This is a genomic window from Polaromonas sp. Polasp52, assembly GCF_059491565.1.
This window is the reverse complement of record NZ_CP168513.1, coordinates 114,272-137,644: the sequence shown is the minus strand read 5'-3', so window position 1 is coordinate 137,644 and position 23,373 is coordinate 114,272. Positions and strand designations below refer to the sequence as shown.

Annotated in this window: 23 protein-coding genes; 9 read left to right on the top strand and 14 right to left on the bottom strand. The window is 64.6% G+C overall.

The window, feature by feature from the left end; all coding sequences use genetic code 11:
* Positions 1-148 precede the first annotated feature (148 nt).
* Positions 149-1,201: a quinone-dependent dihydroorotate dehydrogenase gene (locus tag ACEN9P_RS00660; RefSeq protein WP_495620811.1), complete on the bottom strand. Its 1,053-nt coding sequence runs from the start codon at positions 1,199-1,201 to the stop codon at positions 149-151.
* A gap of 108 nt (positions 1,202-1,309) precedes the next feature.
* Between ACEN9P_RS00660 and rpiA the strand changes: the two genes are divergently transcribed.
* Entirely contained in the window at positions 1,310-1,981 is a 672-nt protein-coding gene (gene rpiA, locus ACEN9P_RS00655) for a ribose-5-phosphate isomerase RpiA (RefSeq protein WP_477701207.1), read from the top strand.
* A gap of 72 nt (positions 1,982-2,053) precedes the next feature.
* Here the strand turns inward: rpiA and ACEN9P_RS00650 are convergent, their stop codons facing one another.
* The 3 genes from ACEN9P_RS00650 to ACEN9P_RS00640 form a co-directional block, all read right to left on the bottom strand.
* On the bottom strand, positions 2,054-2,722 hold the full coding sequence (locus ACEN9P_RS00650) for a glutaredoxin family protein (RefSeq protein WP_495620810.1): 669 nt from the start codon (positions 2,720-2,722) through the stop codon (positions 2,054-2,056).
* 107 nt (positions 2,723-2,829) lie between these two features.
* Positions 2,830-4,890 (bottom strand): M3 family metallopeptidase, encoded by a 2,061-nt coding sequence (locus tag ACEN9P_RS00645; RefSeq protein ID WP_495620809.1) that lies wholly within the window; start codon positions 4,888-4,890, stop codon positions 2,830-2,832.
* A gap of 117 nt (positions 4,891-5,007) precedes the next feature.
* Positions 5,008-5,484: a YhbY family RNA-binding protein gene (locus ACEN9P_RS00640; protein ID WP_007873983.1), complete on the bottom strand. Its 477-nt coding sequence runs from the start codon at positions 5,482-5,484 to the stop codon at positions 5,008-5,010.
* A gap of 42 nt (positions 5,485-5,526) precedes the next feature.
* On the opposite strand from ACEN9P_RS00640, the gene ACEN9P_RS00635 reads away from it, so the two are divergent.
* The 4 genes from ACEN9P_RS00635 to glmM all read left to right on the top strand — a co-directional run bounded on the left by ACEN9P_RS00635 (position 5,527) and on the right by glmM (position 10,694).
* Positions 5,527-6,282 (top strand): RlmE family RNA methyltransferase, encoded by a 756-nt coding sequence (locus tag ACEN9P_RS00635; protein ID WP_007873984.1) that lies wholly within the window; start codon positions 5,527-5,529, stop codon positions 6,280-6,282.
* Positions 6,283-6,404: 122 nt separating this feature from the next.
* Entirely contained in the window at positions 6,405-8,327 is a 1,923-nt protein-coding gene (gene ftsH, locus ACEN9P_RS00630; protein ID WP_477662046.1) for an ATP-dependent zinc metalloprotease FtsH, read from the top strand.
* 91 nt (positions 8,328-8,418) lie between these two features.
* Positions 8,419-9,276 carry a dihydropteroate synthase gene (gene folP, locus ACEN9P_RS00625; RefSeq protein WP_495620808.1) on the top strand — a complete coding sequence of 286 codons (858 nt, stop codon included), beginning with the start codon at positions 8,419-8,421 and terminating at the stop codon, positions 9,274-9,276.
* A gap of 86 nt (positions 9,277-9,362) precedes the next feature.
* Complete coding sequence (gene glmM / locus ACEN9P_RS00620; protein ID WP_495620807.1) at positions 9,363-10,694, top strand: phosphoglucosamine mutase; 1,332 nt, start codon at positions 9,363-9,365, stop codon at positions 10,692-10,694.
* Here the strand turns inward: glmM and ACEN9P_RS00615 are convergent.
* Both ACEN9P_RS00615 and ACEN9P_RS00610 read right to left on the bottom strand, forming a co-directional pair.
* Positions 10,691-11,287 carry a DUF6151 family protein gene (locus ACEN9P_RS00615; protein WP_495620806.1) on the bottom strand — a complete coding sequence of 199 codons (597 nt, stop codon included), beginning with the start codon at positions 11,285-11,287 and terminating at the stop codon, positions 10,691-10,693. The two genes, glmM and ACEN9P_RS00615, sit on opposite strands and share 4 nt — an antisense overlap.
* 77 nt (positions 11,288-11,364) lie before the next feature.
* Positions 11,365-11,844 carry a MarR family winged helix-turn-helix transcriptional regulator gene (locus tag ACEN9P_RS00610; protein ID WP_495620805.1) on the bottom strand — a complete coding sequence of 160 codons (480 nt, stop codon included), beginning with the start codon at positions 11,842-11,844 and terminating at the stop codon, positions 11,365-11,367.
* 284 nt (positions 11,845-12,128) lie between these two features.
* Here ACEN9P_RS00610 and ACEN9P_RS00605 point away from each other — a divergent pair, with 284 nt between their 5' ends.
* The 3 genes from ACEN9P_RS00605 to ACEN9P_RS00595 all read left to right on the top strand — a co-directional run bounded on the left by ACEN9P_RS00605 (position 12,129) and on the right by ACEN9P_RS00595 (position 14,105).
* Positions 12,129-13,019, top strand: a complete 891-nt coding sequence (locus tag ACEN9P_RS00605) for an alpha/beta fold hydrolase (RefSeq protein WP_495620804.1) — start codon at positions 12,129-12,131, stop codon at positions 13,017-13,019.
* Between the two features lie 92 nt (positions 13,020-13,111).
* A complete protein-coding gene (locus tag ACEN9P_RS00600; protein ID WP_495620803.1) occupies positions 13,112-13,687 on the top strand; it encodes a Bug family tripartite tricarboxylate transporter substrate binding protein in 576 nt (191 codons plus the stop codon).
* Positions 13,635-14,105 carry a Bug family tripartite tricarboxylate transporter substrate binding protein gene (locus tag ACEN9P_RS00595; protein WP_495620802.1) on the top strand — a complete coding sequence of 157 codons (471 nt, stop codon included), beginning with the start codon at positions 13,635-13,637 and terminating at the stop codon, positions 14,103-14,105. Before ACEN9P_RS00600 ends, ACEN9P_RS00595 begins: the two co-directional genes overlap by 53 nt.
* A 59-nt stretch (positions 14,106-14,164) precedes the next feature.
* Here ACEN9P_RS00595 and ACEN9P_RS00590 read toward each other — a convergent pair whose 3' ends face one another.
* Together ACEN9P_RS00590 and ACEN9P_RS00585 are read right to left on the bottom strand one after the other, a co-directional pair.
* On the bottom strand, positions 14,165-14,701 hold the full coding sequence (locus tag ACEN9P_RS00590) for a hypothetical protein (RefSeq protein ID WP_495620801.1): 537 nt from the start codon (positions 14,699-14,701) through the stop codon (positions 14,165-14,167).
* 79 nt (positions 14,702-14,780) lie between these two features.
* Entirely contained in the window at positions 14,781-15,212 is a 432-nt protein-coding gene (locus ACEN9P_RS00585) for a hypothetical protein (RefSeq protein WP_495620800.1), read from the bottom strand.
* 230 nt (positions 15,213-15,442) lie between these two features.
* On the opposite strand from ACEN9P_RS00585, the gene ACEN9P_RS00580 reads away from it, so the two are divergent.
* Positions 15,443-16,747, top strand: a complete 1,305-nt coding sequence (locus ACEN9P_RS00580; RefSeq protein ID WP_495620799.1) for a glycosyltransferase family 4 protein — start codon at positions 15,443-15,445, stop codon at positions 16,745-16,747.
* On the opposite strand, the gene ACEN9P_RS00575 is transcribed toward ACEN9P_RS00580, so the two are convergent.
* The 6 genes from ACEN9P_RS00575 to ACEN9P_RS00550 form a co-directional block, all read right to left on the bottom strand.
* Positions 16,732-18,183: an aldehyde dehydrogenase family protein gene (locus ACEN9P_RS00575; protein WP_477701209.1), complete on the bottom strand. Its 1,452-nt coding sequence runs from the start codon at positions 18,181-18,183 to the stop codon at positions 16,732-16,734. The two genes, ACEN9P_RS00580 and ACEN9P_RS00575, sit on opposite strands and share 16 nt — an antisense overlap.
* Before the next feature lie 39 nt (positions 18,184-18,222).
* Positions 18,223-19,146 (bottom strand): amidohydrolase family protein, encoded by a 924-nt coding sequence (locus tag ACEN9P_RS00570; protein ID WP_495620798.1) that lies wholly within the window; start codon positions 19,144-19,146, stop codon positions 18,223-18,225.
* Between the two features lie 4 nt (positions 19,147-19,150).
* On the bottom strand, positions 19,151-20,095 hold the full coding sequence (locus ACEN9P_RS00565) for a YncE family protein (RefSeq protein WP_495620797.1): 945 nt from the start codon (positions 20,093-20,095) through the stop codon (positions 19,151-19,153).
* Positions 20,096-20,157: 62 nt separating this feature from the next.
* Complete coding sequence (locus ACEN9P_RS00560) at positions 20,158-21,075, bottom strand: dihydrodipicolinate synthase family protein (RefSeq protein WP_495622113.1); 918 nt, start codon at positions 21,073-21,075, stop codon at positions 20,158-20,160.
* A 5-nt stretch (positions 21,076-21,080) separates the two neighbouring features.
* Complete coding sequence (locus tag ACEN9P_RS00555; RefSeq protein ID WP_477662056.1) at positions 21,081-22,253, bottom strand: L-rhamnonate dehydratase; 1,173 nt, start codon at positions 22,251-22,253, stop codon at positions 21,081-21,083.
* 69 nt (positions 22,254-22,322) lie between these two features.
* The gene (locus ACEN9P_RS00550) at positions 22,323-23,369 is read right to left on the bottom strand and encodes a 4-hydroxythreonine-4-phosphate dehydrogenase PdxA (RefSeq protein WP_495620796.1); all 1,047 of its coding nucleotides are present in this window, start codon (positions 23,367-23,369) and stop codon (positions 22,323-22,325) included.
* Positions 23,370-23,373: the final 4 nt, after the last annotated feature.

Here is a 23,373-nt window from a genome sequence, read left to right as displayed (position 1 = left end):
CCCCACGGTCGCTCACTTCGTGTAGCTTCCTGCCCCCCGAGGGGGCCGCCCGCCTGCGGCCCGGCAAAGCCGGTTCCGCGGCTCATGCTGGCCTGGCCGGCTCGCTTCACATCGCTTTTTCTGGCGTCCTACCGGTGGTGTCTGATGGTTAGCGGCTTTTTTTGATCGCCAGTGCCGCGCTGGTGACCAGTTCCGGGCCTTTATAGATCAGCCCGGTGTAGATCTGCACCACGTCGGCGCCGGCCTGGATCTTGGAGACGGCGTCGGCGCCGCTCAAAATGCCGCCCACGCCGATGATGGGAAAGCCCTTGCCCAGCGCCGCGCGCAGCTGGCTGATGACGCGGTTGCTGGCTTCGAGCACGGGCGCGCCGCTCAGGCCGCCGGCTTCCTCGGCATGGCGCAGGCCCTTGACGGCATCGCGGCTGAGCGTGGTGTTGGTGGCGACCACGCCGTCCATGGCGTGGCGCTTGAGCGTGGCGGCGATGACGGCCACCTGGGCTTCGTCGAGGTCGGGCGCGATTTTCACGAAGATGGGCACACGTTTGCCGTGCTGTTTGGCGAGTGTTTCGCGGCGTTCGGCGATGCGGCCCAGCAGGGCGTCCAGCGCCTCGTCGCTTTGCAGCGCACGCAGGTTTTTGGTGTTGGGGCTGGAGATGTTGACGGTGACGTAGTCGGCATGCGGGTAGACGCCGTCCAGGCAGATGAGGTAGTCGTCGACCGCGTTCTCGATCGGCGTGGCGGCGTTCTTGCCGATGTTCAGGCCCAGCAGCAGGCCGCCCTGTGCGCCGGGCTTGCGCACGCTGGAGCGCTGGACATTGGCCAAAAAGGCGTCCAGCCCCTCGTTGTTGAAACCCAGGCGGTTGATCAGCGCGTTGGCCTCGGGCAGGCGGAACATGCGCGGCTTGGGATTGCCGGGCTGGCCCTTGGGCGTGACGGTGCCGACTTCGACAAAACCAAAGCCCATGGCGGCCAGGCCGTCTATGCAGCGGGCGTTTTTGTCCAGGCCCGCGGCCAGGCCGACGCGGTTGGGAAATTTGAGGCCGGCCAGTTCTATCGGGTCGCTGACGCGGCTGGACAGGTAGGCCAGGGCCAGCGGCGTGCCCTGGGTGCGCGCCAGCGAGGCCATGGTCAGCTCGTGGGCGGTTTCGGGATCCAGCCCAAATAAAAAGGGGCGGGCCAGGGCGTAGGGGAGCAGGGACATTGGATAATTCGGTGCGGATGGCTGTGAATGGCCCGGTATGCCCGGGCAAGAGCCCCGATTGTCGCAAAACCCGTTTCACCCTCCCGATTCATCCCTCCCAACACTCCCATGACCCAAGACGAACTCAAAACCCTGGTCGGCCAGGCAGCCCTGCACTACGTGGAAGAAGGCAGCATTGTCGGCGTCGGCACCGGCTCCACGGTCAACAAATTCATAGATGCGCTGGCCACCATGAAGGACCGCATCGTGGGCGCGGTGTCCAGCTCGGTCGCCTCCACCGAGCGCCTGCAGGCCCTGGGCATCAAGGTTTTCGACGCGACCGAGGTCGAGGAGCTGGGCGTCTACATCGACGGCGCCGATGAAATCGATCACGCCGGCTACATGGTCAAGGGAGGCGGCGCGGCGCTCACGCGCGAAAAAATCGTGGCCGCGCAGTCGCGCAAGTTTGTCTGCATCGCCGACGAGTCCAAGCTGGTGGCGGCCCTGGGCAGCTTCCCGCTGCCGGTCGAGGTGATTCCCATGGCCGCCAAACGCATCGCGCGGCAGTTCGCGGCCCTGGGCGGCACGGCGGCGCTGCGCTTGAAGGACGGCAAGCCGCTGGTGACCGACAACGGCCAGCACATCCTGGACGTGACCGGCCTGAAGATCACCGACCCGCTGGCTTTTGAGTCCCAGACCAGCCAATGGCCGGGGGTGGTGACGGTGGGGGTGTTCGCTTTCCAGAAAGCCCATGTCTGCCTGCTGGGCACGCCGGGCGGCGTCAAGACGCTGGTGTTCTGAGTTTCCGGCCCCGTCCGGAACGCAAAACGCCGGGTGGAAACCCGGCGTTTTGCTTTGAAGGAACAGGCCTGCCTAGAACTTGATGCCGGCCGGGTTGTCCGCTGCGGGAGGTGGCGGCGCCACCGGTGTGGCCGCGGGGGCCGCGGCGGTGCGGGCCGCGCCGCTGCTGGCGGCCGGCGGCGCGGTGACGGCCACCAGGGGTGTGGCAGCCGGCGGGCGGTAGCTGGACGGCAGCACCGAGGCGGCGGGGTAGCCGGCGGCGTTCAGGAACTGGGTCCATTCCACATCGGAAAAGCCCTTGAGCTGCTGGCTGCCTATGGTGGCGAAGGGCAGGGAGGTGTCGCCGCTGAGGCGCTGCAGCGCCTTGAAATCCTCGCTGGTGATGACGGTGCGCTCGGAAAAGGGAATGCCGCGGTTGACCAGCATGGACTTGGCGGTGGCGCAGGGGCCGCAGTCGTTGCCGGAATACAGGGTTACCGGGTATTTGCTGGCGATTTGCCGCAGTTCAAACGGAAGGCCGGTGGGCGCCGCGCCGCCGGCGCCCGCGCCGGGGGTGGCTGCGCTGACCTTGGCGCCGGCGGCGGCGGGTGGCGGCTGGTCGGAGAAGGTCACCTTGCCGTCGGGCCCGATGATGCGGTAGACCTGCTGGGCTTGCGCCAGGGGCGAAAAAAGACCGCCCGCGGCGAGTGCCAGGGCCAGCAGGGCATGGGGCGCGAGGGATTTCACGGCATTTGTGTTCATGGGTGTTCCAGTCGTCTCAGGTACGGGGTGGCGGAAAGAGCAAACTCAAAGGGCAAGCTTAACGCAGGCCCTGGAAGTCTCACAACGTTTTAGGCGTTTTGACGGCGTCAGGCCATACCCTGATGACGCAGCAAAGCATCAATCGAGGGTTCGCGGCCCCGGAAGGCCTTGAAGGACTCCATGGCCGGGCGGCTTCCGCCGGCCTCCAGGATGGCTTTGCGGTATTTGCGGCCGGTTTCCACCGTGACCGTGGTCTTGCCGCCATCGTCGCCCGACGGCGAGGGCGCGGCTGTCGCCGTTTCCTCGAAGGCGGCGTAGGCGTCGGCCGACAGGACTTCCGCCCATTTGTAGCTGTAATACCCGGCGGCGTAACCACCCGAAAATATGTGGCTGAAAGTATGCGCGGTGCGGCTGTAGGGCGGCGAGGGGATCACCGCGACTTCGCGGCGCACCTCGTTCAACAGGCCCATGAGGTCGTCGGCCGGCTTGTGTGAGGTGTGCAGCAGCATGTCGAACAGCGAGAACTCGACCTGGCGCAGCGTCTGCATGCCGCTCTGGAAGTTCTTGGCGGCCAGCATCTTGTCGAACAGCGCGCGCGGCAGCGGCGCGCCGGTCTCGACATGCGCCGTCATGTGCTTGAGCACGTCCCATTCCCAGCAGAAGTTTTCCATGAACTGGCTGGGCAGCTCGACCGCGTCCCACTCGACGCCGCTGATGCCGGAGACGTCGCGTTCGTTGACCTGGGTCAGCATGTGGTGCAGGCCGTGGCCGAATTCGTGGAACAGCGTGGTCACGTCGTCGTGCGTGAGCAGCGCGGGTTTGCCGCCCACGCCCTCGGCGAAGTTGCAGACCAGGTGCGCCACCGGGGTTTGCAGCTGGCCGGTGTCGGGGCGCAGCCAGCGCGCGCGCACGTCGTCCATCCAGGCGCCGCCGCGCTTGCCGGTACGGGCCGGCTGGTCGAGGTAGAACTGGCCGACGAGTTCGCCATTGCGTTCAATGCGGTAGAACTCCACGCCGGGTTTCCAGACCGGGGCCGAGTCCTTGCGGATGGCGACTTCAAACAGGGTCTCGACGATCTTGAACAGGCCCGCCAGCACCTTGGGCGCGGTGAAGTACTGCTTGACCTCCTGCTCGCTGAAGGCGTAGCGCGCTTCCTTGAGTTTTTCGCCGACGTAGGCGTAGTCCCAGGGCTGGAGTTCGGCCATGCCGAGCTGGCCGGCGGCGAAGGCGCGCAGGTCGGCCACGTCTTTTTCGGCAAAGGGGCGGGCGCGGCGCGCCAGGTCGCGCAAAAAGCTGATCACTTCGTCGGGGGATTGGGCCATCTTGGCCACCACCGAGACTTCGCCGAAATTGCGGTAGCCCAGCAGCCGGGCTTCCTCCAGGCGCAGCGCCAGGATCTCTTTCATGATGGCGCTGTTGTCGAATTGGCTGAACTCGGGCGCGGCCTGGTCGCTGGCGCGTGTGGTGTAGGCCTTGTACAAGGTCTCGCGCAGCTTGCCGCTGGCGGCGAACTGCATGACGGGCAGGTAGCTCGGCATCTTCAGGCTCAGGCGGTAGCCGGCCTTGCCTTCAGCCTCGGCCTGGGCGCGCGCGGTCTGCAGCACGTCGGCCGGAATGCCGGTGACCTCGGCTTCGCTGGCGTAGTAGGCGAAGGCGTCGGTCGCGTCCAGGGCGTTTTCGCTGAACTTCTGGCTCAGCTCGGCCTGGCGCTCCTGGATTTGCGCGAAGCGCTCGCGGTCCGCGCCCTGCAGTTCGGCGCCCGAGAGCACGAAATTGCGGATCGCATTCTTGTGGGCCTGGCGCTGCTCGGCGTTCAGGGTGGCCACGTCAATGGCCTTGTATTTGGCGTAGAGGCGCTCGTCGGCGCCCAGGCGGGTCCAGAACTCGGTCACGCGCGGCAGGGCGGCGTTGTAGGCGGCGCGCAGCTCGGGCGTGTCGGCCACGCTGTTGAGGTGGCTCACGGCGCCCCAGGCGCGGCCCAGGTTCTCGGTGGCAACGTCCAGCACGCGGGCGATGCCGGCCCAGGTGGCCGGGAAATCCGCCGCGGTGACGGTTTCCAGGGCCGTATCGGCCTTGGCCATCAGTTCGTCGACGGCGGGGCCCACGTGTTCGGGCTGGATACGGTCAAACAGGGGGAGGTCGGAGAAGTCGAGGAGGGGATTGGTCATGGCTGTAGCTGTGGGCGGAAGTCTCGAATCTAAAGGCCGCTCCGCACGGCCGGCAAGAAGAATGTCGCTATCGGGGTGATTGGCCCGGGGCCGCCGGTCGGCGGCCTGCGGCGGGGCTCAGCCTTGCGCGCTTTTCTTGACGCTCTTGAGCTGCGGTTTTTTGGCCCGCTTGACGGTGCCGCCCGGCGTGAGGCGCTGGTTGCCCAGCACGCGCAGGGTTTTGACCTCGGGCCGCTGGCCGTGGCGCGAGCTGTTCTTGAGCACCTTGACGTCGCGCGGGCCGGGCATGCGGTCCTCGTTGACCTTTTTTTCCTTGGGCGGCATGGGGCGCCAGAGCACCAGCAGCTTGCCGATATGCTGGATGGGCGCGGCATTGAGTTCGTCGGCCAGGGTCTGGAAAATCTCCTCGCGGCCGGCGCGGTCGTCCGACAGCACCCGCACCTTGATGAGCCCATGGGCCTTGAGCGCCGCGTCGGTTTCCTTCTTGACGGCGGGGGTCAGCCCGTCGGAACCTATCATCACGACTGCGTTCAGGTGGTGGGCATCGGCGCGGTGGTCCTTGCGCTGGGCGGGGGTAAGTTGTATTTGAGCCATGGCCCAATTATCGGGCGAGTCCGGGAGAGGACAATAGGCCCCATGAAAGTAAATGCCAAGACCGGTTTCAAGCCCGGCGTCCAGACCGATGCCAAGGCCGCCGCCAAGGCGGCCGGCAAAACCGCCGTGAAGGCCGGCGGCAAGGGAAAAGTCAACAAGGCCTGGCTGCACGAGCACATCAACGATCCCTATGTGAAGCTCGCCCAGAAAGAGGGCTACCGGGCCCGCGCCGCTTACAAATTGAAGGAAATCGACGAAACCTTCGGCCTGGTCAAGCCCGGCGACTGTGTGGTCGACCTGGGCAGCACACCCGGCGCCTGGAGCCAGTACGTGCGGCGCAAGCTGTCTCCCGCGGGCGCGGCGGCCGGCACGCTCAACGGCCGCATCATCGGGCTGGACCTGCTGCCCATGGAGCCGATTGAGGGCGTGACCTTTATCCAGGGCGATTTCCGCGAGGCCGAGGTGCTGCAGCAGCTGGAGGACACCCTGGCCGGCCCCGACGGCCAGGTCCAGGTGGACCTGGTGATTTCGGACATGGCGCCCAACCTCTCGGGCATCGAGTCGGCCGATGCGGCCCGCATCGCCCATTTGATCGAGCTGGCTGTGGAATTCGCCCAGAACCGCATGAAGCCGGACGGCACGCTGGTGGTCAAGCTGTTCCACGGCAGCGGCTATGACCAGCTGGTCAAGCTGTTTCGCGACACCTTCAAGGTCGTCAAGCCGCTCAAGCCCAAAGCCTCGCGACCGGGCTCATCGGAAACCTTTCTGATAGGCCGGGGGCTGAAAAAGCGTGCCTAAAGCCACGGACTTTCCCTTAATCCCGCTTTAAACCAGGGGCCGGGACCGGGTTAAGCTGTTTTGGCCCTTGAAAGGCCTAAAATCAGGCGCATGTGACTTTTGTTCTTACACCGGAGTAGTCCTTGAACAATCAGTGGTTTTCCAAAATTGCAATCTGGCTGGTGATCGCCATGGTGCTGTTCACCGTATTCAAGCAATTTGATACACGTGGCGGCGCCGGTTCCAACTACCTGGGTTACTCCGAGTTCCTGGAAGAAGTGCGCGGCAAGCGCATCAAGCAGGCGACCATCGCCGAAGGCCAGGGCGGCACCGAGATCTCGGCCACCACCGTGGACGACCGCAAGGTCCGCACCACGGCCACCTACCTGGACCGCGGCCTGGTCGGCGACCTGATCGCCAACGACGTCAAGTTCGACGTCAAGCCCCGCGAAGAAACCTCCCTCCTCACCTCGCTGCTGATCAGCTGGGGGCCCATGCTGCTGCTGATAGGCGTGTGGATCTACTTCATGCGGCAGATGCAGGGTGGCGGCAAGGGCGGGGCTTTCAGCTTCGGCAAGTCCAAGGCGCGCATGCTGGACGAGTCCACCAACCCCGTCACCTTCGCCGACGTCGCGGGCTGCGACGAGGCCAAGGAAGAGGTCAAGGAAGTCGTCGACTTCCTCAAAGACCCGCAGAAATTCCAGAAACTGGGCGGCCGCATTCCGCGCGGCTTGCTGCTGGTCGGCCCCCCGGGCACCGGCAAGACCCTGCTGGCCAAGGGCATCGCCGGCGAGGCCAAAGTGCCTTTCTTCTCGATTTCCGGCTCCGACTTCGTTGAAATGTTCGTCGGCGTGGGCGCGGCCCGCGTGCGCGACATGTTCGAGAACGCCAAGAAAAACGCCCCCTGCATCATCTTCATCGATGAAATCGACGCGGTCGGCCGCCAGCGCGGCGCCGGCCTGGGCGGCGGCAACGACGAACGCGAGCAGACCCTGAACCAGATGCTGGTCGAGATGGACGGCTTCGAAACCAATGTCGGCGTGATCGTGGTGGCCGCCACCAACCGCCCCGACATCCTGGACGCTGCCTTGCTGCGCCCCGGCCGCTTCGACCGCCAGGTCTATGTGACGCTGCCCGACATCCGCGGCCGCGAGCAGATCCTCAATGTGCACATGCGCAAGGTGCCGCTGGGCCAGGACGTGAACGCCAGCGTGATCGCGCGCGGCACGCCCGGCATGTCCGGCGCCGACCTCGCCAACCTCTGCAACGAAGCCGCCCTGATGGCCGCGCGCCGCAATGCACGCACCGTCGAGATGCAGGACTTCGAAAAAGCCAAGGACAAGATCCTCATGGGCCCGGAGCGCAAGAGCATGGTCATGCCCGAGGAAGAGCGCCGCAACACGGCCTACCACGAGTCCGGCCACGCGCTGCTCGGCAAGATGCTGCCCAAGTGCGACCCGGTCCACAAGGTCACCATCATCCCGCGCGGCCGCGCGCTGGGCGTGACCATGAGCCTGCCCGCGCAGGACCGCTACAGCTACGACCGCGAGTACATGCTGAGCCAGATCAGCATGCTGTTCGGCGGCCGCATCGCCGAGGAAGTCTTCATGAACCAGATGACGACCGGCGCCAGCAACGACTTTGAGCGCGCCACCGCGCTGGCGCGCGACATGGTCACGCGCTACGGCATGACCGAGGCCCTGGGCCCCATGGTCTACGCCGAGAACGAAGGCGAAGTCTTCCTGGGCCGCTCGGTCACCAAGACCAATAACATGAGCGAGTCGACCCTGCAAAAGGTCGACGGCGAGGTGCGCCGCATCATCGACCAGCAATACGCCCTGGCGCGCAAGCTGATCGAGGACAACCAGGACAAGATGCACGCCATGGCCAAGGCCTTGCTCGAATGGGAAACCATAGACGGCGACCAGCTCGACGACATCATGGCCGGCAAGGAGCCGCGCCCGCCCAAGGACTGGACGCCGCGCAACTCCTCCGTCGGCGGTGGCGGCGGCCCCTCGGGCGGCACGCCGGCCGTCAGCGCCGACCCGGCGCCCACGGTGGCCTGAGGCCCGGCGACGGACACAGCATGACGGGCTGCCGGGCAGCCGTCACCACAACCGGGGCCAGTCCCCGGTTTTTTATTTCCGAGGACAAACCATGATCTGGCAAACCTCCCGCTTCCAAATCGACCTCGCCAAGCCGCGGGTCATGGGCATCGTCAACGTCACGCCCGATTCTTTTTCGGACGGCGGCAAGTACTTCAGCGAAGGCAGCGGCTTTGCCAGCGTGTTCGCCCATTGCGAGAAGCTGCTCAAGAATGGCGCCGACATGCTGGACATAGGCGGTGAGTCCACGCGGCCCGGCGCGCCGCCCGTGCCGCTGGAAGAAGAACTCGCACGCGTGCTGCCCGTGGTGCGCCATGCCGCCACCCTGGGTGTGCCGCTGTCCGTGGACACCTACAAGCCCGAGGTCATGCAGGCCGTGCTGGACCTGGGCGCCGACGTCATCAACGACATCTGGGCCTTGCGCAAACCCGGCGCGGCCGAGGTGGTGGCTGCGCACCCCAACTGCGGCGTCTGCCTCATGCACATGCACCGCGAGCCGCAGACCATGCAGGTCGCGCCCATGGAGGGCGACGTGGTGCCGCAGGTGCGCGGCTTCCTCGAAGCCGCCGCGGCCGGCCTGCTGGCCGCCGGCGTCGCCAGGTCGCGCATCGTGCTCGACGTGGGCATAGGCTTCGGCAAGACCGTGGCGCAGAACTTCGCGCTGCTGGCGCGCCAGCAGGAATTCCTGGCCGCCGGCTACCCGCTGCTGGCCGCCTGGTCGCGCAAGTCGTCCCTGGCCGCTGTCACCAGCACCTCGCTGGCCGCCGTGGCCCAGCTCGACGTGGCCGACCGCATGGTGCCCAGCATCGCGGCGGCCCTGCTGGCCGTGGACCGCGGCGCGCGCATCGTGCGTGTGCATGACGTCAAGGAAACCGTTCAGGCACTCAAAGTGTGGGCCGCCGCTCGTTGAGGTTTTGACTGACAGCCGGGCAGGGCGGCGCCGCCTAAAATAGCCCCACATTTGCAGAACAACAAGCTCCACAGGGACAAAACGCCATGACCAGAAAATACTTCGGCACCGACGGTATCCGCGGCACGGTGGGCCAGCCGCCCATCACCCCCGACTTCGTGCTGCGCCTGGCCCACGCCGTGGGCCGCGTGCTGCGCAGGACCGAAACCCGCCCCACGGTGCTGATCGGCAAGGACACGCGCATCTCGGGCTATATGCTCGAAAGCGCGCTCGAATCGGGCTTTAACTCGGCCGGCGTCGACGTGGTGCTGCTGGGCCCCCTGCCCACGCCCGGGGTGGCCTACCTCACACGCGCCCAGCGCGCCAGCCTGGGCGTGGTCATCAGCGCCAGCCACAACGCCTACCCCGACAACGGCATCAAGTTCTTCAGCGCCCAGGGCACCAAGCTCGACGACGCCTGGGAGCTGGCTGTGGAAGCCGCGCTTGAAGAGCCGCCCGTCTGGGCCGACTCGGCCACCCTGGGCAAGGCGCGCCGCCTGGATGACGCGGCCGGCCGCTACACCGAATTTTGCAAAAGCACTTTTGCCAACGACCTCACGCTCAAGGGCCTGAAGATCGTCGTCGATGGCGCCCACGGCGCGGCGTACCACATCGCACCCATGGTGTTCCATGAACTGGGCGCCGAGGTCATCTCCATAGGTTGCGCGCCCGACGGCCTGAACATCAACCACGAGGTCGGCGCCACGCATCCCGAGGCGCTGATCAAGGCCGTGCAGGCCTACAAGGCCGACTACGGCATTGCGCTGGACGGCGACGCCGACCGCCTGCAGATGGTGGACGCCGAGGGCCGCCTCTTCAACGGCGACGAAGTGCTCTTCCTGATGGTCAACGAGCGCCTGGCGCGCGGCGAAAAAGTGCCCGGCACCGTTGGCACCTTGATGACCAATATGGCCGTCGAGGTCGCGCTGAAGAAGAAGGGCGTGGAGTTCGTGCGCGCCAAGGTCGGCGACCGCTATGTGCTCGAAGAGCTCGACAAGCGCGGCTGGCTGCTGGGCGGCGAGGGATCCGGCCATCTGCTCGCGCTCGACAAGCACACCACCGGCGACGGCCTGATCAGCGCGCTGCAGGTGCTGCAGGCCTGCGTGCGCAGCGGCAAGACCATTGCCCAGCTGCTCAGCGAGGTGGTGTTGTTCCCGCAGACCTTGATCAATGTGCGCCTCAAGCCCGGCCAGGACTGGAAGAGCAGCAAGCCCCTGGCCGACATGAGCAAAACCGTGGAAGCCGAACTCGGCGATACCGGCCGCCTGCTGATACGCGCCAGCGGCACCGAGCCGCTGCTGCGCGTGATGGTCGAGGCCCGCGACGCGGCCCAGGCGAAACGCTGCGCCGAGCGCGTGGCGGATACGGTGCGGTCTTAAACGGCCGTCATCAGGCGGGCGCGCTCATCGGGCGTGAGCACTTTGGGCGATACCCGTGGCGTTCCCGTCTCCGGGTCAAAGAAGGGCGTTTTCGTGTAGCTGCCATCCAGCCTGGCGCGCAGCAGCCTAGCCATGAACTGGAGGATGGCCACCGTGGTGCTGAGCGCCATGGCCTTGGGTGTGCCCTTGGCACTCTTCATGCCGACCCGCATGCGCACCGGACCGAAAGCGCTGTCCAGGCTGGTCGAAGAATCCCGCAGGCAGTTGTGCAGCAAGCCGACATGCGAAACCTTGAAGTCGCGCGAGGTGTTGCCGACAGGCGTGTTGCAGCAGCTCGCATACCAGCGCAGCATGCCTTTGTCGCTCAGCGACATACAGCTCAGCTTCTCGACACCTTGCGTGAAAGTGACATGCTGGGGAAGCGTGGCGACCACGTCCGAGCCACCCATCTCATCGAGAGTCTCGTCCGCCTTGCCCAGGAAGTGCGCATAGGCCTGGCAGTCTTTGCAGTAGCAAACGCCGCGGCATACGGATTCGGTGTGGCTGACGTGGCCGCGTAGGGTGCCGCATTGGCAGCGCAGGGGATGGTTCATGACGGGAGCTTACTGCATGCTGGATTGTGAGCAGGTGTGCGAAGTGTTGCCACATGCCCCTGGTTTTTCCGGCCGTTTCACACGTGTTCCTCATCCCTCCAGGCCGGTGCATGCGCACAGAGCTTGGTCAGCAGGTGCCTGAGTTGCTCTTGCTCGCTGCAGGACAGGCATTCCATCATGACCTTTTCCCGCTCCACCAGGCCCGGCATGAATTTGTTGTGCATCCGACGGCCGCTGGCTGTGATGTAGATCACCTGGCGGCGCTGGTCTTCCTTGCTGGTTTCGCGGCGGACCAGTCCCTTGTTCTCCAGCGCGGTGATGGCCCTGCTGATGTTGTTCTTGAGGTGTCCCGAGAAGTCGCAGATGTCCGATGCCGAGACACCGTCTCTGTAATGGAGAAGGATGAGCGACAGTATCTCCGGACGGGTCAGGCCGTACTTGACCTCGATGGATCGAAACGAGGGCTCACGGTAGTTGTTGATCATGTACCCCAGCTTGTAGGCATAGGGGATCGAAACATCATGAAGGATGTCGCTCAAGGGTTGGTGGCGGGTCATTTTTGGTTTGATGGATGTGTCTGTGGCGCGACGAAGGCCTGGTTTGCCTCGCAAGTTGTAAATGGTACCAATCGAAGCCATGTGATGCCAGAGAGCCGGGGTGGGCACCATCGACACCGGCTAGGGAAAATACCATGTCCCAATTGGTTCCATATGGAACTAATTGGGATTAGACTCGCATCAAACCAAAACGCGGCCTTCGTGCCCTGGTTAATTGTTTGATGAAAGCGTACATGTCCTTTTGCCCAACCATTGCCGAGACGCGAAACACCAGGGTGGAACCCATGAGCCTGCGGCTGGGTACGGCGAGCCATCCTATCCACGTCGCCCATGTGCCTGCCGTGCCGAATGCGTGCAGGCGGTTGCCGGTTGTCATGATTCACGGAGGCTTCCACACCGGTGAGGGCTACCTGCAAACGCCCGACGGCAGGGACGGCTGGGCTTGGCTGTTTGCCGCACGCGGGCATGAGGTCTACGTGCCGGATTGGCCTTGCCACGGGTATTCACCGGGTGTCGGGAACATCGTTCAACTGACAACGCTGGACACCGCCGCGGCCCTCGGGACACTGCTTGAAGCGGTGGGGCCGGCGATTGTCATTGCCCATTCGGCGGGCGGTCCGCCCGCGTGGTGGATGGCCGAAACACTGCCGGACAAAGTGGGTGCGGTGATCGGCGTCGCGCCGGGGGCGCCGGCCAATCTGGTCGATGTACTGCCTGACGATCCGGCGCTGGTGGGATCGCTGGCGCAGGACAAAGAGGCTGGCTGCCCGGTGTATGCACCACGGGACAGTCCCGTCGTGGCTCATCGGGCCTTCATCCGGGATTTTTGGGCCAATGCGCCTCGCTTCCCCCAAGCCGCTTTTGATGCCTATGCGGCGACAGTGGTTGCCGAGAGCCCGAATGTCCTGAACGAACGATTCAACATCGGCGGCCAAGGCTTGGCCATCCGTGAACCATCGGTGGTCGCCCAAAGGCCGCTCCTGGTCGTCACCGGTGAGCACGACCCGCGCCATCCCAGGTCAATCGACCAGAAGCTGGCCGACTACCTGGCAGCCGATTCCATCTGGCTTCCGGACCTGGGCATCAAGGGCAACGGGCACATGCTCATGATCGAGGACAACAGCGATGACATTGCACAGGTGCTGTTTGGCTGGCTGCAGAGCAAAGGACTGTGAGCTGATCGTCTGCACACGGACTGCGTCGCCCTATATCAATCGCGTTACGAAAAACCAGCTGGCACTGACCAGCGCCCTATCAAGGAGACATCATGAAGAATGAAATGAATCGCAGGGCAGCCCTGTTCGGGCTCGGGGGCTTGGCAGCGGCGGCAACACCGCTGGCAGCCCTGGCCCAAGCGCAGGCCTATCCTTCGCGCCCGGTCAAGATCATCATGCCGTGGGCGGCTGGAGGCGGCGGCGATGCCTTGGTGAGGGCGATGGCGCCTTCGCTTGCGCAGCGACTGGGACAGCCTGTCATTGTCGACAACAAGCCCGGCGCCATCGGGACCATAGGCAGCCTTGCCGCCGCCCGGAGCGCCCCCGATGGATACACGCTGGTCTATGGAACCGCGGACTCTCATTCGATTGCACCCCACATTCTGAAGACGCCGCCTTACGACGCAAAGAAGGAATTCGTGGCGGTGGCACCCATTGGCTTCACGCCGCTGGCTCTTGTTGTCCACGCTTCAAACCCGGCTCGAAGTTTCGCCCAGTTTCTGCAGACGGCCAAGGAGGCGAAAGAGCCGCTGACATTCGGGTCCTTGGGGGCTGGGAAGTTCAGGCCAGATCATCATGGAGGCCTTGAAGCAGAAGTCCAAAGTGAACCTGCTGCATATACCCTATAACAGTACAGCGCCTCTGATGCAGGCGCAATTGGCCAACCAGGTGGACTGCTCCATTGTTCCCGTGCTGGTGGCCGATCAGCACGTCAAGGCCGGAACGGTTCGAATCCTGGCCATCACCGCGCGCGAGCGGCTACCGGGCTTTCCCGACACACCCCTGCTCAAGGAATTTGGCGTTGAAATCGACATGGGCCCCTGGCTGGGATTCCTGGCGCCCTCGGGCACGCCGACGGACATCGTGAACAAGCTGAATGCGGCCATCACAGCCACGATTGCCGAGCCGCAAGTGGCGGAAGTGATGAAAAAAATGACGATGGTGATCGAACAGATGTCACCCGCGGCCTACCAGCGTTTCTACAACAGCGAATATGACCGGTGGGGCAGTTATATCCGGACCGCCAAGGTGACACTTGACCAATGACGCGGTCTGGCTGCAATCCCGAGAAAAACGGGGAGAGCGGTGCAACAAAGGCCAGGGAGCTAGGGCTCGTCTGGAATGGTGTCCGGGAAAGATTTCCCATGCGGCCGCACTTCATCCACCGGGATATCAATTCGTTTCCTTGCATCGCGCCTGGCCAGCCATCGTTGCCGCGCGACATACGCAGGCGTGAAGAAGCGGCGGTATATCGATCTTGTGCCAACGTAGAGGGCGAAGGGCAGTACGACGGGTGCTGCATCCTGCGCCTGGAAATAGGTGGTGATGAATTCCAGGTCCTCCTCCAGCGCAAATGCCGAGGTTGCCAAGTGCCATGCACCAAGAATGGCGCTGGCGATTGACGTGAGTATTGCCCACCTTGGGAGTGTTTGCAGGGAAAGACCGCCAAAGATGATGGGGCCAAAAAGCGCCGCGGGAACAAGGAGGAGGAAAACGCAGCCCAGCAGGGCACCATCGATCCGATGCCGGACGGCTTGCCGCTTGTTGCGAGGTGCCTCTTCGGCCGAGGCGTTTGCAGGGTCGGCTATTCGCTTAAGCACTTTCAACCTGCGACGGATAAAGATGCCGGCAAAAACCGCCATTCATGCACGGGCTGATCGTCAGTATAGGCCGTGGGTTTGGGCGGAGTGTCATCGACGTCTACCAAAATGACTTGCGAAGTCATGGCTGCCGAATCCGCACTTTGTCGCGCAGCACATGTGATGCCAACAGCCACAATGCCACCGGCAACAAAAGCGCGGCGGCAACAACTTCCGAAAGAATCGTGACATTGGCCATCAAGGGATGAAGCTCCATGGGCGCCACCGCATAGTGGCCCAGGCCGTCAAAACCCAGCGCCGCATAAACGGCTATCAGCAACAGGCCCGTGGCCATGAATTTTTTGCGCATCAGCAGCAGGCCGGTCGCACCCACGGAGGTGATGCCCGCCCACACCGCATAGACCTGGGCGCGGGTGAGCCAGGCCGGAAGATTGGGGTACTCGCAGATGAACTCGGCGTTGTGGCTGAAGTGGCCCAGGCTGGTGAGGAAGTAAGCCGCGGTCAGGGACAACAGCAGCGTGCGAAGGTGTTTGGAGGAGTGAAGGGGGCGCATGGGGTTCAGGCCTGGACTTGGAAGGACGGAGATACCGCAGGCGTTCTGCCTTGTACCGGCTAGGTAGTCTAACCATGCGCCGCCGGCGCAGGCTCCGACGAGGGGAGTTGTTTCTAAATGTATGGTGCCTAGAGTGGGTTGTTCGAGGCTTGAGCGGGGTACCCGTGCCCCGGTTCGTGCCACATGCAACAACCCGGCTTTCCGCTGGAAAGCTTTCACGCCATTGATGTATGAAGCCCAAGACTCCCGTTTCCGAAGGTGCCGGCACCAAACCCGGTGAAGCGCCAGCACCACCGCGGCGCCGTTACCTGTTTATCCACCAGAACTTTCCGGGGCAGTTTGTCCACGTGGCCAAGGCCCTCGCGGCCCAGGGACACGAGATTGTGGGGCTTGGTATCACACCGCGGCCGGTGGAGGGGGTTAGTGTGGTGCGCTACCCGCTGCCCTCCCTGGCAACGCCCAGCCGGCTCGCGGCGGTCCGCGATTTTGAGGTCAAGGCCTTGCGCGGCTCGGCCTGCGCGCAGGCCATGCAAGGGCTTGCCGACCAGGGCTTCAGCCCGGACCTCATCGTGGCGCATCCCGGCTGGGGTGAGGCGCTTTTCTGCAAGGACGTCTGGCCGGGCACCAGGCTTTTGGTGTTTTCGGAGTTCTACTATTCCGCGCAGGGCAGCGATTGTGATTTCGACCCGGAGTTTTACACCGCCAGCCTGTCGGCGCGTGCCGTGCTGCGCCTCAAAAACACCGCGCTGATGCACGCGCTGAACGCTGCGGACATGGCGTATGCGCCCACCGAATGGCAGCGCCGGCAAGTGCCCGAGGAATACCGCGGCAAGGTACGGGTCGTTCACGACGGCATTGCCACGGGCCTGGCCCGACCCGATCCGGGCGCCTTGTTTTCATTGCCCGACAAGGGCTTGCAGTTCAAGCCCGGCGACGAAGTCCTGACATTCATTAACCGCAACCTGGAGCCTTACCGGGGTTTCCACAGCTTCATGCGGGCCTTGCCGGCCATCCTGAAAGCCCGGCCCGGCGCGCATTGTGTGCTGGTGGGGGGCGACGAGGTGAGCTACGGCCGCAAACCCGCGGGTGGCGGCACATGGCGCGAAGTCCTGCTCAAGGAGGTCGGCGGCCAGCTGCCGATGGAGCGTGTCCATTTTGTCGGGACACTGCCTTACGCCCGCTACCTCCAGCTGCTGCAGGTTTCACGCTGTCATGTGTACCTGAGCTATCCCTTTGTCCTGTCATGGAGCTGCCTGGAAGCCATGAGCGCGGGCTGTGTCGTGGTTGGCAGCCGTACCGCCCCTGTCGAGGAGGTCATGGAACACGGGGTCAACGGCTTGCTGGTTGATTTTTTTGACGTGCGGGCCATGGCCGAAACCGTGGTGAACGTCCTTGCCGACCCGGCCGCCTATGCGCACCTGGGGCATGCGGCGCGCCAGGCCGTGGTGGCGCGCTTTGATCTCGCCACCCGCTGCCTGCCCGACCTGCTGGCGCTGGTCGAGCAGGCCGCGAGGCGGGATCAAGCCAGCGTGTAGGCCGTCTTCACCGTCGTGAAAAACTCTTGCGCGTACTTGCCCTGCTCGCGCGGGCCGTAGCTCGAGCCCTTGCGGCCGCCGAAGGGGACGTGGTAGTCCACGCCCGCGGTGGGCAGGTTGACCATGACCATGCCGGCCTGGCTGTGGCGCTTGAAGTGGGTCGCGTATTTGAGGCTGGTGGTGGCGATGCCGGCCGACAGGCCGAAAGGCGTGTCGTTGGCGGTGGCGAGAGCCGCTTCGTAGTCCTTCACGCGGATGATGCTGGCGACCGGGCCGAAGATTTCCTCGCGGTTGATGCGCATGCCGGCCGTGCTCTCGCTGAAGAGGGCCGGCTGCATGTAATAACCTTCGGCGCCGCTGCCGGTGTGGCAGGGAATGCGCGCGCCGCCAAAGGCCAGGGTCGCGCCTTCGGCCTTGCCAATTTCGATATAGCTCAAGTCCTGCTCAAGCTGCGCCTGCGAGGACACCGGGCCCACGTCGGTGCCGGCCGTGAGGGCGTCACCGACCTTGATGCGGGCCATGCGTTCCTGCAGGGCTTTGACAAAAGCCGGGTAAATGCCTTCGGTCACGATCAGGCGGCTCGACGCCGTGCAGCGCTGGCCGGTGGAATAGAAGGCGCTCTGCGCGCTGAGCTCAACGGCCTGCGTGAGGTCGGCGTCGTCGAGGATGACTTGCGGGTTCTTGCCACCCATTTCGAGCTGCACTTTTTTGAGGTTCTTCGCGCAGGCCTCGGCGATGCGGCTGCCCACGCCGACCGAGCCGGTGAAGCTGATGGCGTTGACGCCGGGGTGGTTGACCAGCGCATCGCCGATCACGCGGCCCGGGCCCATGACCAGGTTGAACACGCCGGCCGGGATGCCGGAGCGCGAGATGATCTCGGCCAGTGCCCAGGCGCTGCCGGGCACCAGGTCGGCGGGCTTAAGCACCACGCAATTGCCGAAGGCCAGCGCGGGTGCGATCTTCCAGGCCGGGATGGCGATGGGGAAGTTCCATGGGGTGATCAAGCCGACCACACCCACGGGCTCGCGCGTAATCTCCACGCCTATGCCGGGGCGCACCGAGGGAATGGTTTCGCCCGACAGGCGCAGGCATTCACCCGCGAAAAACTTGAAGATATGGCCGGCGCGCGTAGCCTCGCCTATGCCTTCGGGCTTGGTCTTGCCTTCTTCGCGCGAGAGCAGGGTGCCCAGCTCTTCGCGGCGCGCGAGGATTTCCGTGCCTATCTTGTCCAGCGCGTCCGAGCGCGCCTGTATGCCCGAGGTCGACCAGGCCGGGAAAGCCGCCTGCGCGGCCTTCACCGCTGCGTCCAGGCCGGCCGCGTCGGCCTGCGTGTACTCGCCGATCACGTCGGCCAGGTTGCTGGGGTTGAGGTTGGGGCTGTAGCTGTTGCCGGCCAGCCATTGGCCGGCAATGAGGTTGTCATGTTTCGTGGTCATGGGTGTGGTTCCAGGGGCTGGGCTTGATTGGGAGAAGGGTCACAAAGGCAGTGTCACATCAATCGCATAAAAACGCAGGGCGTTGGCGCACATCATCGCATGCTGCTGGTGGGGCGGCAGCTGGGCCAGCATGCCGGCCACACTGTCCACCAGGTCAGGGTAGTTTATGCGCAGGCCGGCCACCGGAAAGTTGCTGGCGAACATGCAGCGCTGCCATCCAAAAATTGCAATCGTTTCATACACAATTCGCGCGTTCTCCTGGAGATCCCAGGGCCGGTCGCGCAGGCCGAATTCCGAGAGTTTGACGTGCACATTCTCCTGCCGGGCCAGGGTCTGCATCCAGCCGCGCCAGCGCTTGAGGCCTTCTTCGCTGCGGTCCCAGGCAAAGCCGTGGTGGTTGAGGACAATCGGCACCTTGGGAAACAGCGCCGCCACTTCGGCTGCCTCGGGCAAATGCCAGGCCGGCACGCGCAGGTCCCAGCGCAGGCCGTATTTCTCCAGCAGCGAGAAACCGCGCAGCCAGGCCTCGTCCTGCATGCTGCCGGCCTGGCCTTTCACGCTGTGGTTCGGCGACGCGGAAGTCACCGGCTTGCTGCGTATGCCGCGCACCAGCGGGAAGCGCGATTGCGCGAGCAGCTGTTCCTCGCTGTCCGGCCGGTCAAACCAGGCATGGGCAACCACGGCATTCGGGAAGCCGTGCTGTGCATGCACCTCATGCAGCCAGGCGGTTTCGGCCAGCTGCTCGTCGCGGCTGCGCTCGGCCTCCACGTGTACGGTGGCCACGAGCTCGCAAGGCCCCGCGGCGGCGTGGTAGTCGGCTGGCAGGAAGTCCCGGCAGATGGCGCGGTAGTCGCCCAGGAAAAAGGCCTCGGGGTCGTAGGCCTCCTGCAGCCAGGGGTAATGGCCGCGCGACAGGTCCCACAGGTGGTGGTGGGCATCGACGATGGGCATCGCCGGCATCATGGCCTCAATGCCGCCAGACGTAGGATGAATCGGGTTCGCGCAGGGTGTTGATCTGCTGCCCGAACTCAAAGTTGTCCAGGCTCAGCCGGCGCACCGTGTCGTCCTGGAAAGAGATATACACCGCGCGCTCCACCGGGTGGAAGGACAGGGCCAGCGGGTTGCTGGGCAAGGGGAGGCAGCGCTGCTCCTGCAGGTCGGTGCCGAAGACCGAGAGCGAATGCTCGCCCGAGTTGGTGGTGAGCAGCAGCTCATCGCCCTGTGCGCCGCGGAAGCGGTAAACGCGGTTGGGGTCGCGCCGCGTCTTGCCCCGGGCCACGACCTTCATGGTCGCCGTGTCCACGGCCACGATGCTGTCGTCGCCGCGATTGGCCACATACAACAGCGACTCGTCGGCCGACAGCACATTGCCCTCGGGCACCGGGCCCGGCACCATGGCCACCGGCGCGAAGGTCGGGTCATTGGGTTTGATCTTGGTCACGGTGTTGGACAACAGGTTGAGCGCGTAAGCCGTCTGCGCGTCCCGGCTCAGCGCGAACAAATGCGTCTTGTAGCCGCCCGAAGGCACGGCCAGGTCCGGCACATGGGCTGTCGCCGGGTTCGAAAAACGCAGCAACACGTTGTGTGCCTCCGACATCACGAACAGCCGCCCCTGGCCATCCACCGCCAGGCCATGCGGCCGGTAGTAAGGCCACAGGTTCAGCGTGGCCACGTGTTTTTGCTGCGCGAGGTCGATCACAAACACCGAGTGCCCGCCCATGTCGCCCAGGTGGCTGGCTGTCTCTATGCCGTAGTGGCCCACATAGGCCAGGCCGCGCGCCGCGTCCACCGTGAACTCATGCGGGAAATTCGGCAGCACGATGTGTTTTTGCGCCAGGCCGGTGCCGAGGTCGTAAAAACTGAAGGTATGGGCGCATTTTTGCACCAGCAAGAGTGTTTCCCGAAGCGGCATGGATGTCCTGAAAATGGGGGCCTGAAAGGAAACGGTGCCTGCACAGCAGGCGGCTGAAGCGCCTATTTGCCCCAGCGTAGCACCAGCGGGTCCAGCCGGCGCGCGGTGGCCAGCAAGCCCTTGCGCACCTCCGGGTGCATGGCGGGGAAGGGATGGCGCGGCGCCTCGCAGGCAATCACACCGCCTTCCTTCATCAAGGCCTTGGCCGTGAGGATGCCGCCCTGGCGGTTCTCGTAATTGATCAGCGGCAGCCAACGCGTGTACTCGGCCGCGGCCTCTTCGCGCCGGCCGGCCGCCCAGGCGTCCATGATCTTGCGTATGCCGTCGGGGTAGCCGCCGCCTGTCATCGCACCGGTCGCGCCGGCCTCCAGGTCGGGCAGCAGGGTGATGGCTTCCTCGCCGTCCCAGGGGCCTTCAATCGCCTCGTCGCCCAGGCGCAGCAGCTCGCGCAGTTTGGAGGCCGCACCCGGTGTCTCGATCTTGAAATAGGCGACGTTGCGTATTTCCTTGGCCATGCGCGCGAGGAAAGCGGCGGGCAGTGGCGTGCCGCTGACGGGCGCGTCCTGGATCATGATGGGAATGTCGATGGCGGCCGACAGCGTGGCGAAAAACTCGTAGATCTTTTCTTCCGGCACGCGAATCGTCGCGCCATGGTAGGGCGGCATCACCATGACCATGGCCGCGCCCAGGTCCTGCGCGCGGCGGCTGCGTTCGGCGCAGACCCGGGTACCGAAGTGGGTGGTGGTCACAATCACCGGCACGCGGCCGGCCACATGCTGGAGGATGGTGCTGGTCAGCATCTCGCGCTCCTCGTCCGACAGCACAAACTGCTCGGAGAAGTTGGCGAGTATGCACAGGCCGGTGGATCCCGCGTCAATCATGAAATCGACGCAGCGCTTCTGGCTCGCGAGGTCCAGTTCGCCCGCGTCGGTGAAGGTGGTGGGCACCACCGGAAACACGCCCTGGTACCTGGCTGCCATGGCGCTCATTCGACGATGTTGAAGTCTTTGAGGAACTCGGTCTTCATGGTCAGGCCCAGGCCGGGCTTGTTGTCATCGAGCTGCAGGAAGCCATTCTCGGCCACGGGCTCGCCATCGAAGATGTAATAGAACAGCTCGTTGCCGACTTCCACGTCGAACATCGGGAAATATTCGCTCATGGGCGAGGCCAGCGTGCTCATGGTCAGGTGGTAGTTGTGCATCTGGCCGGCATGCGGCACCACCGGCACGCTGTAGGCCTCGCACAGCGCGTTGATCTTGTGCGCGGCCGTGATGCCGCCCACGCGGTTGGTGTCGTACTGCACGACGGACACGGCTTTTTTGTCGAGCAGCTGCTTGAAGCCGTAGAGGCTGAACTCATGCTCGCCGCCCGAGATCGGGATGCTGGTCAGCTGGTTCAATTCGGCATAGCCGTCGATATCGTCGGCGATCACGGGTTCCTCGACCCAGCGCGGCTGGAATTTCTCGAGCTTGGGCAGCATGCGCTTGGCGTATTCGAGGTTCCAGCCCATGTAGCACTCGAGCATCAGGTCGTTGTCGTAGCCGATCACTTCGCGCAGCGCCTCGACGGCCTTCAAATTTTCCGCCACGCCTTTGGTGCCATGCGCCGGTCCGTAGCCGAAGCGCGACTTGAACATGGTGAAGCCCTGGTCCAGGTATTTCTGCGCCTCGTCCTGCATGGCCTTGATGTCGGTGCGGTAGAGCTTGGAGTAGTAGCAGGGAATTTTTTCCTTGGTGCGGCCGCCCAGCAGCTTGAACACCGGCTTGCCCACCGACTTGCCCAGAATGTCCCAGATCGCGATGTCCACCGCCGAGATCGCGGCCATGGCCACACCCTTGCGGCCCCAGGCATGTGTGGCGCGGTACATGCGCTGCCACAGGTATTCATAGTCCCAGGGGTCCTGGCCCAGCACCAGCGGCGTGAGGTACTGGTCGATGATGGCTTTGGCGATGTGCGGCGCCAGCGCGACGTTGCCCAGGCCGACGATGCCGTCGTCGGTTTCAATCTCCACCACCGTCCAGGAATGGAAGCGGAAGGTGCTCATGGTCTCGGTGTTGGAGTAGACCAGGTCCATGGCGTTGGAGCAGAAATTGCCCTGGGGTGGAACGGTCTTGCCTTTCCATTCGAAGACGCGGGCGCGTACGGATTTGATTTTCATTTGAGGTCCTTTGAGGTGAGTCTTTCGAGCCCTCCCCTGGAAGGGGCGGGTTGGGGAGGGGTGAGCCGTTTACTCCCCTTGGGGAGGCGCCGTCAGGCGTACTCCCATGCGCTGGGCAATCTTGAAAGCATTGAGCGTGGCGTTGACGTCGGCCACGCCCTGGCCCGCAATGTCGTAGGCCGTGCCGTGGGCCGGCGTGGTGATAGGCACCGGCAGGCCGCCCTGCACCGTCACGCCCTTGCTGAAACCCATGAGCTTGATCGCGATCTGGCCCTGGTCGTGGTACATGGTGACGATGGCCTGGTAGAGCCCGTCGCGCGCTTTCAGAAAGATGGTGTCGGCCGGGAAGGGGCCGTCCACCGGCACGCCGGCCGCGCGCAGCTCGGCCACGGCCGGCTCGATGATGTCGATCTCTTCACGCCCGCAGACACCGCCGTCGCCGCCATGCGGGTTAAAAGCCGCCACCGCGACTTTGGGATGGGCGTTGCCGCTGGCTTGCAGCGAGGCATAAATCAGCTTTGCCGCGTCCACGATGCGCTGCTGGCTCAGCATGGCCGCCGCGTCTTTCAGCGGAATGTGGGACGAGACACGCGAGGTCCACAAGTCGCCCAGGGTGTTGAACTCGCAGAAGTAGCCGGTCACGCCCAGGTATTCGGCGAAGTGGTGCAGCTCGTCTTCATGCTTGAGGCCGCCCAGCTTCATGGCCTGCTTGTTGAGCGGCGCGAAGCAGATCGCATCGACCTCGCCGCGTTTGGCGCCGTCCATGCAGAGGTTGAGCACCTGCAGCACGGCCGCGCCGCAGGCGGCCTGCGCCTGGCCGCGCTGCACCTGGGTGGGTTGAATCGTGTCTATGGCCAGGAAAGCCGGCAGGCGGGTGTCGGCGCGGCCGCGCACATCGGCCAGGCTGGTGACGGCTTGTGTCGCCACAGCCTGTTTGGCCGTGGCCTGGCCTTGCTGCCAGAGCCAGTCGTCACCCACCAGCACGATGTTGGCGCCGGCCGTGATGCCGGGCTGGGCCAGCAGCCGGGCAACCAGTTCCGGGCCTATGCCGGCCGCATCGCCCAGTGTGAGGGCGACCACGGGCAGGGCTGCGGGCGGCGTTTGCGTGTTGCTCATGGTT

Bases quoted from the DNA above. Each gene is read 5' to 3' on its own strand.
- ACEN9P_RS00660 (WP_495620811.1), bottom strand. From the start codon at position 1,201: ATGTCCCTGCTCCCCTACGCCCTGGCCCGCCCCTTTTTATTTGGGCTG.
- ACEN9P_RS00645 (WP_495620809.1), bottom strand. From the start codon at position 4,890: ATGACCAATCCCCTCCTCGACTTCTCCGACCTCCCCCTGTTTGACCGT.
- folP (WP_495620808.1), top strand. From the start codon at position 8,419: ATGATCTGGCAAACCTCCCGCTTCCAAATCGACCTCGCCAAGCCGCGG.
- ACEN9P_RS00615 (WP_495620806.1), bottom strand. From the start codon at position 11,287: ATGAACCATCCCCTGCGCTGCCAATGCGGCACCCTACGCGGCCACGTC.
- ACEN9P_RS00560 (WP_495622113.1), bottom strand. From the start codon at position 21,075: ATGGCAGCCAGGTACCAGGGCGTGTTTCCGGTGGTGCCCACCACCTTC.
- ACEN9P_RS00550 (WP_495620796.1), bottom strand. From the start codon at position 23,369: ATGAGCAACACGCAAACGCCGCCCGCAGCCCTGCCCGTGGTCGCCCTC.
- ACEN9P_RS00585 (WP_495620800.1), bottom strand. From the start codon at position 15,212: ATGCGCCCCCTTCACTCCTCCAAACACCTTCGCACGCTGCTGTTGTCC.
- ACEN9P_RS00635 (WP_007873984.1), top strand. From the start codon at position 5,527: ATGAAAGTAAATGCCAAGACCGGTTTCAAGCCCGGCGTCCAGACCGAT.
- ACEN9P_RS00575 (WP_477701209.1), bottom strand. From the start codon at position 18,183: ATGACCACGAAACATGACAACCTCATTGCCGGCCAATGGCTGGCCGGC.
- ACEN9P_RS00590 (WP_495620801.1), bottom strand. From the start codon at position 14,701: ATGGCGGTTTTTGCCGGCATCTTTATCCGTCGCAGGTTGAAAGTGCTT.
- ACEN9P_RS00600 (WP_495620803.1), top strand. From the start codon at position 13,112: ATGAAGAATGAAATGAATCGCAGGGCAGCCCTGTTCGGGCTCGGGGGC.
- ACEN9P_RS00595 (WP_495620802.1), top strand. From the start codon at position 13,635: ATGGAGGCCTTGAAGCAGAAGTCCAAAGTGAACCTGCTGCATATACCC.
- glmM (WP_495620807.1), top strand. From the start codon at position 9,363: ATGACCAGAAAATACTTCGGCACCGACGGTATCCGCGGCACGGTGGGC.
- ACEN9P_RS00565 (WP_495620797.1), bottom strand. From the start codon at position 20,095: ATGCCGCTTCGGGAAACACTCTTGCTGGTGCAAAAATGCGCCCATACC.
- rpiA (WP_477701207.1), top strand. From the start codon at position 1,310: ATGACCCAAGACGAACTCAAAACCCTGGTCGGCCAGGCAGCCCTGCAC.
- ACEN9P_RS00640 (WP_007873983.1), bottom strand. From the start codon at position 5,484: ATGGCTCAAATACAACTTACCCCCGCCCAGCGCAAGGACCACCGCGCC.
- ACEN9P_RS00650 (WP_495620810.1), bottom strand. From the start codon at position 2,722: ATGAACACAAATGCCGTGAAATCCCTCGCGCCCCATGCCCTGCTGGCC.
- ACEN9P_RS00555 (WP_477662056.1), bottom strand. From the start codon at position 22,253: ATGAAAATCAAATCCGTACGCGCCCGCGTCTTCGAATGGAAAGGCAAG.
- ACEN9P_RS00610 (WP_495620805.1), bottom strand. From the start codon at position 11,844: ATGACCCGCCACCAACCCTTGAGCGACATCCTTCATGATGTTTCGATC.
- ACEN9P_RS00580 (WP_495620799.1), top strand. From the start codon at position 15,443: ATGAAGCCCAAGACTCCCGTTTCCGAAGGTGCCGGCACCAAACCCGGT.
- ACEN9P_RS00570 (WP_495620798.1), bottom strand. From the start codon at position 19,146: ATGATGCCGGCGATGCCCATCGTCGATGCCCACCACCACCTGTGGGAC.
- ACEN9P_RS00605 (WP_495620804.1), top strand. From the start codon at position 12,129: ATGAGCCTGCGGCTGGGTACGGCGAGCCATCCTATCCACGTCGCCCAT.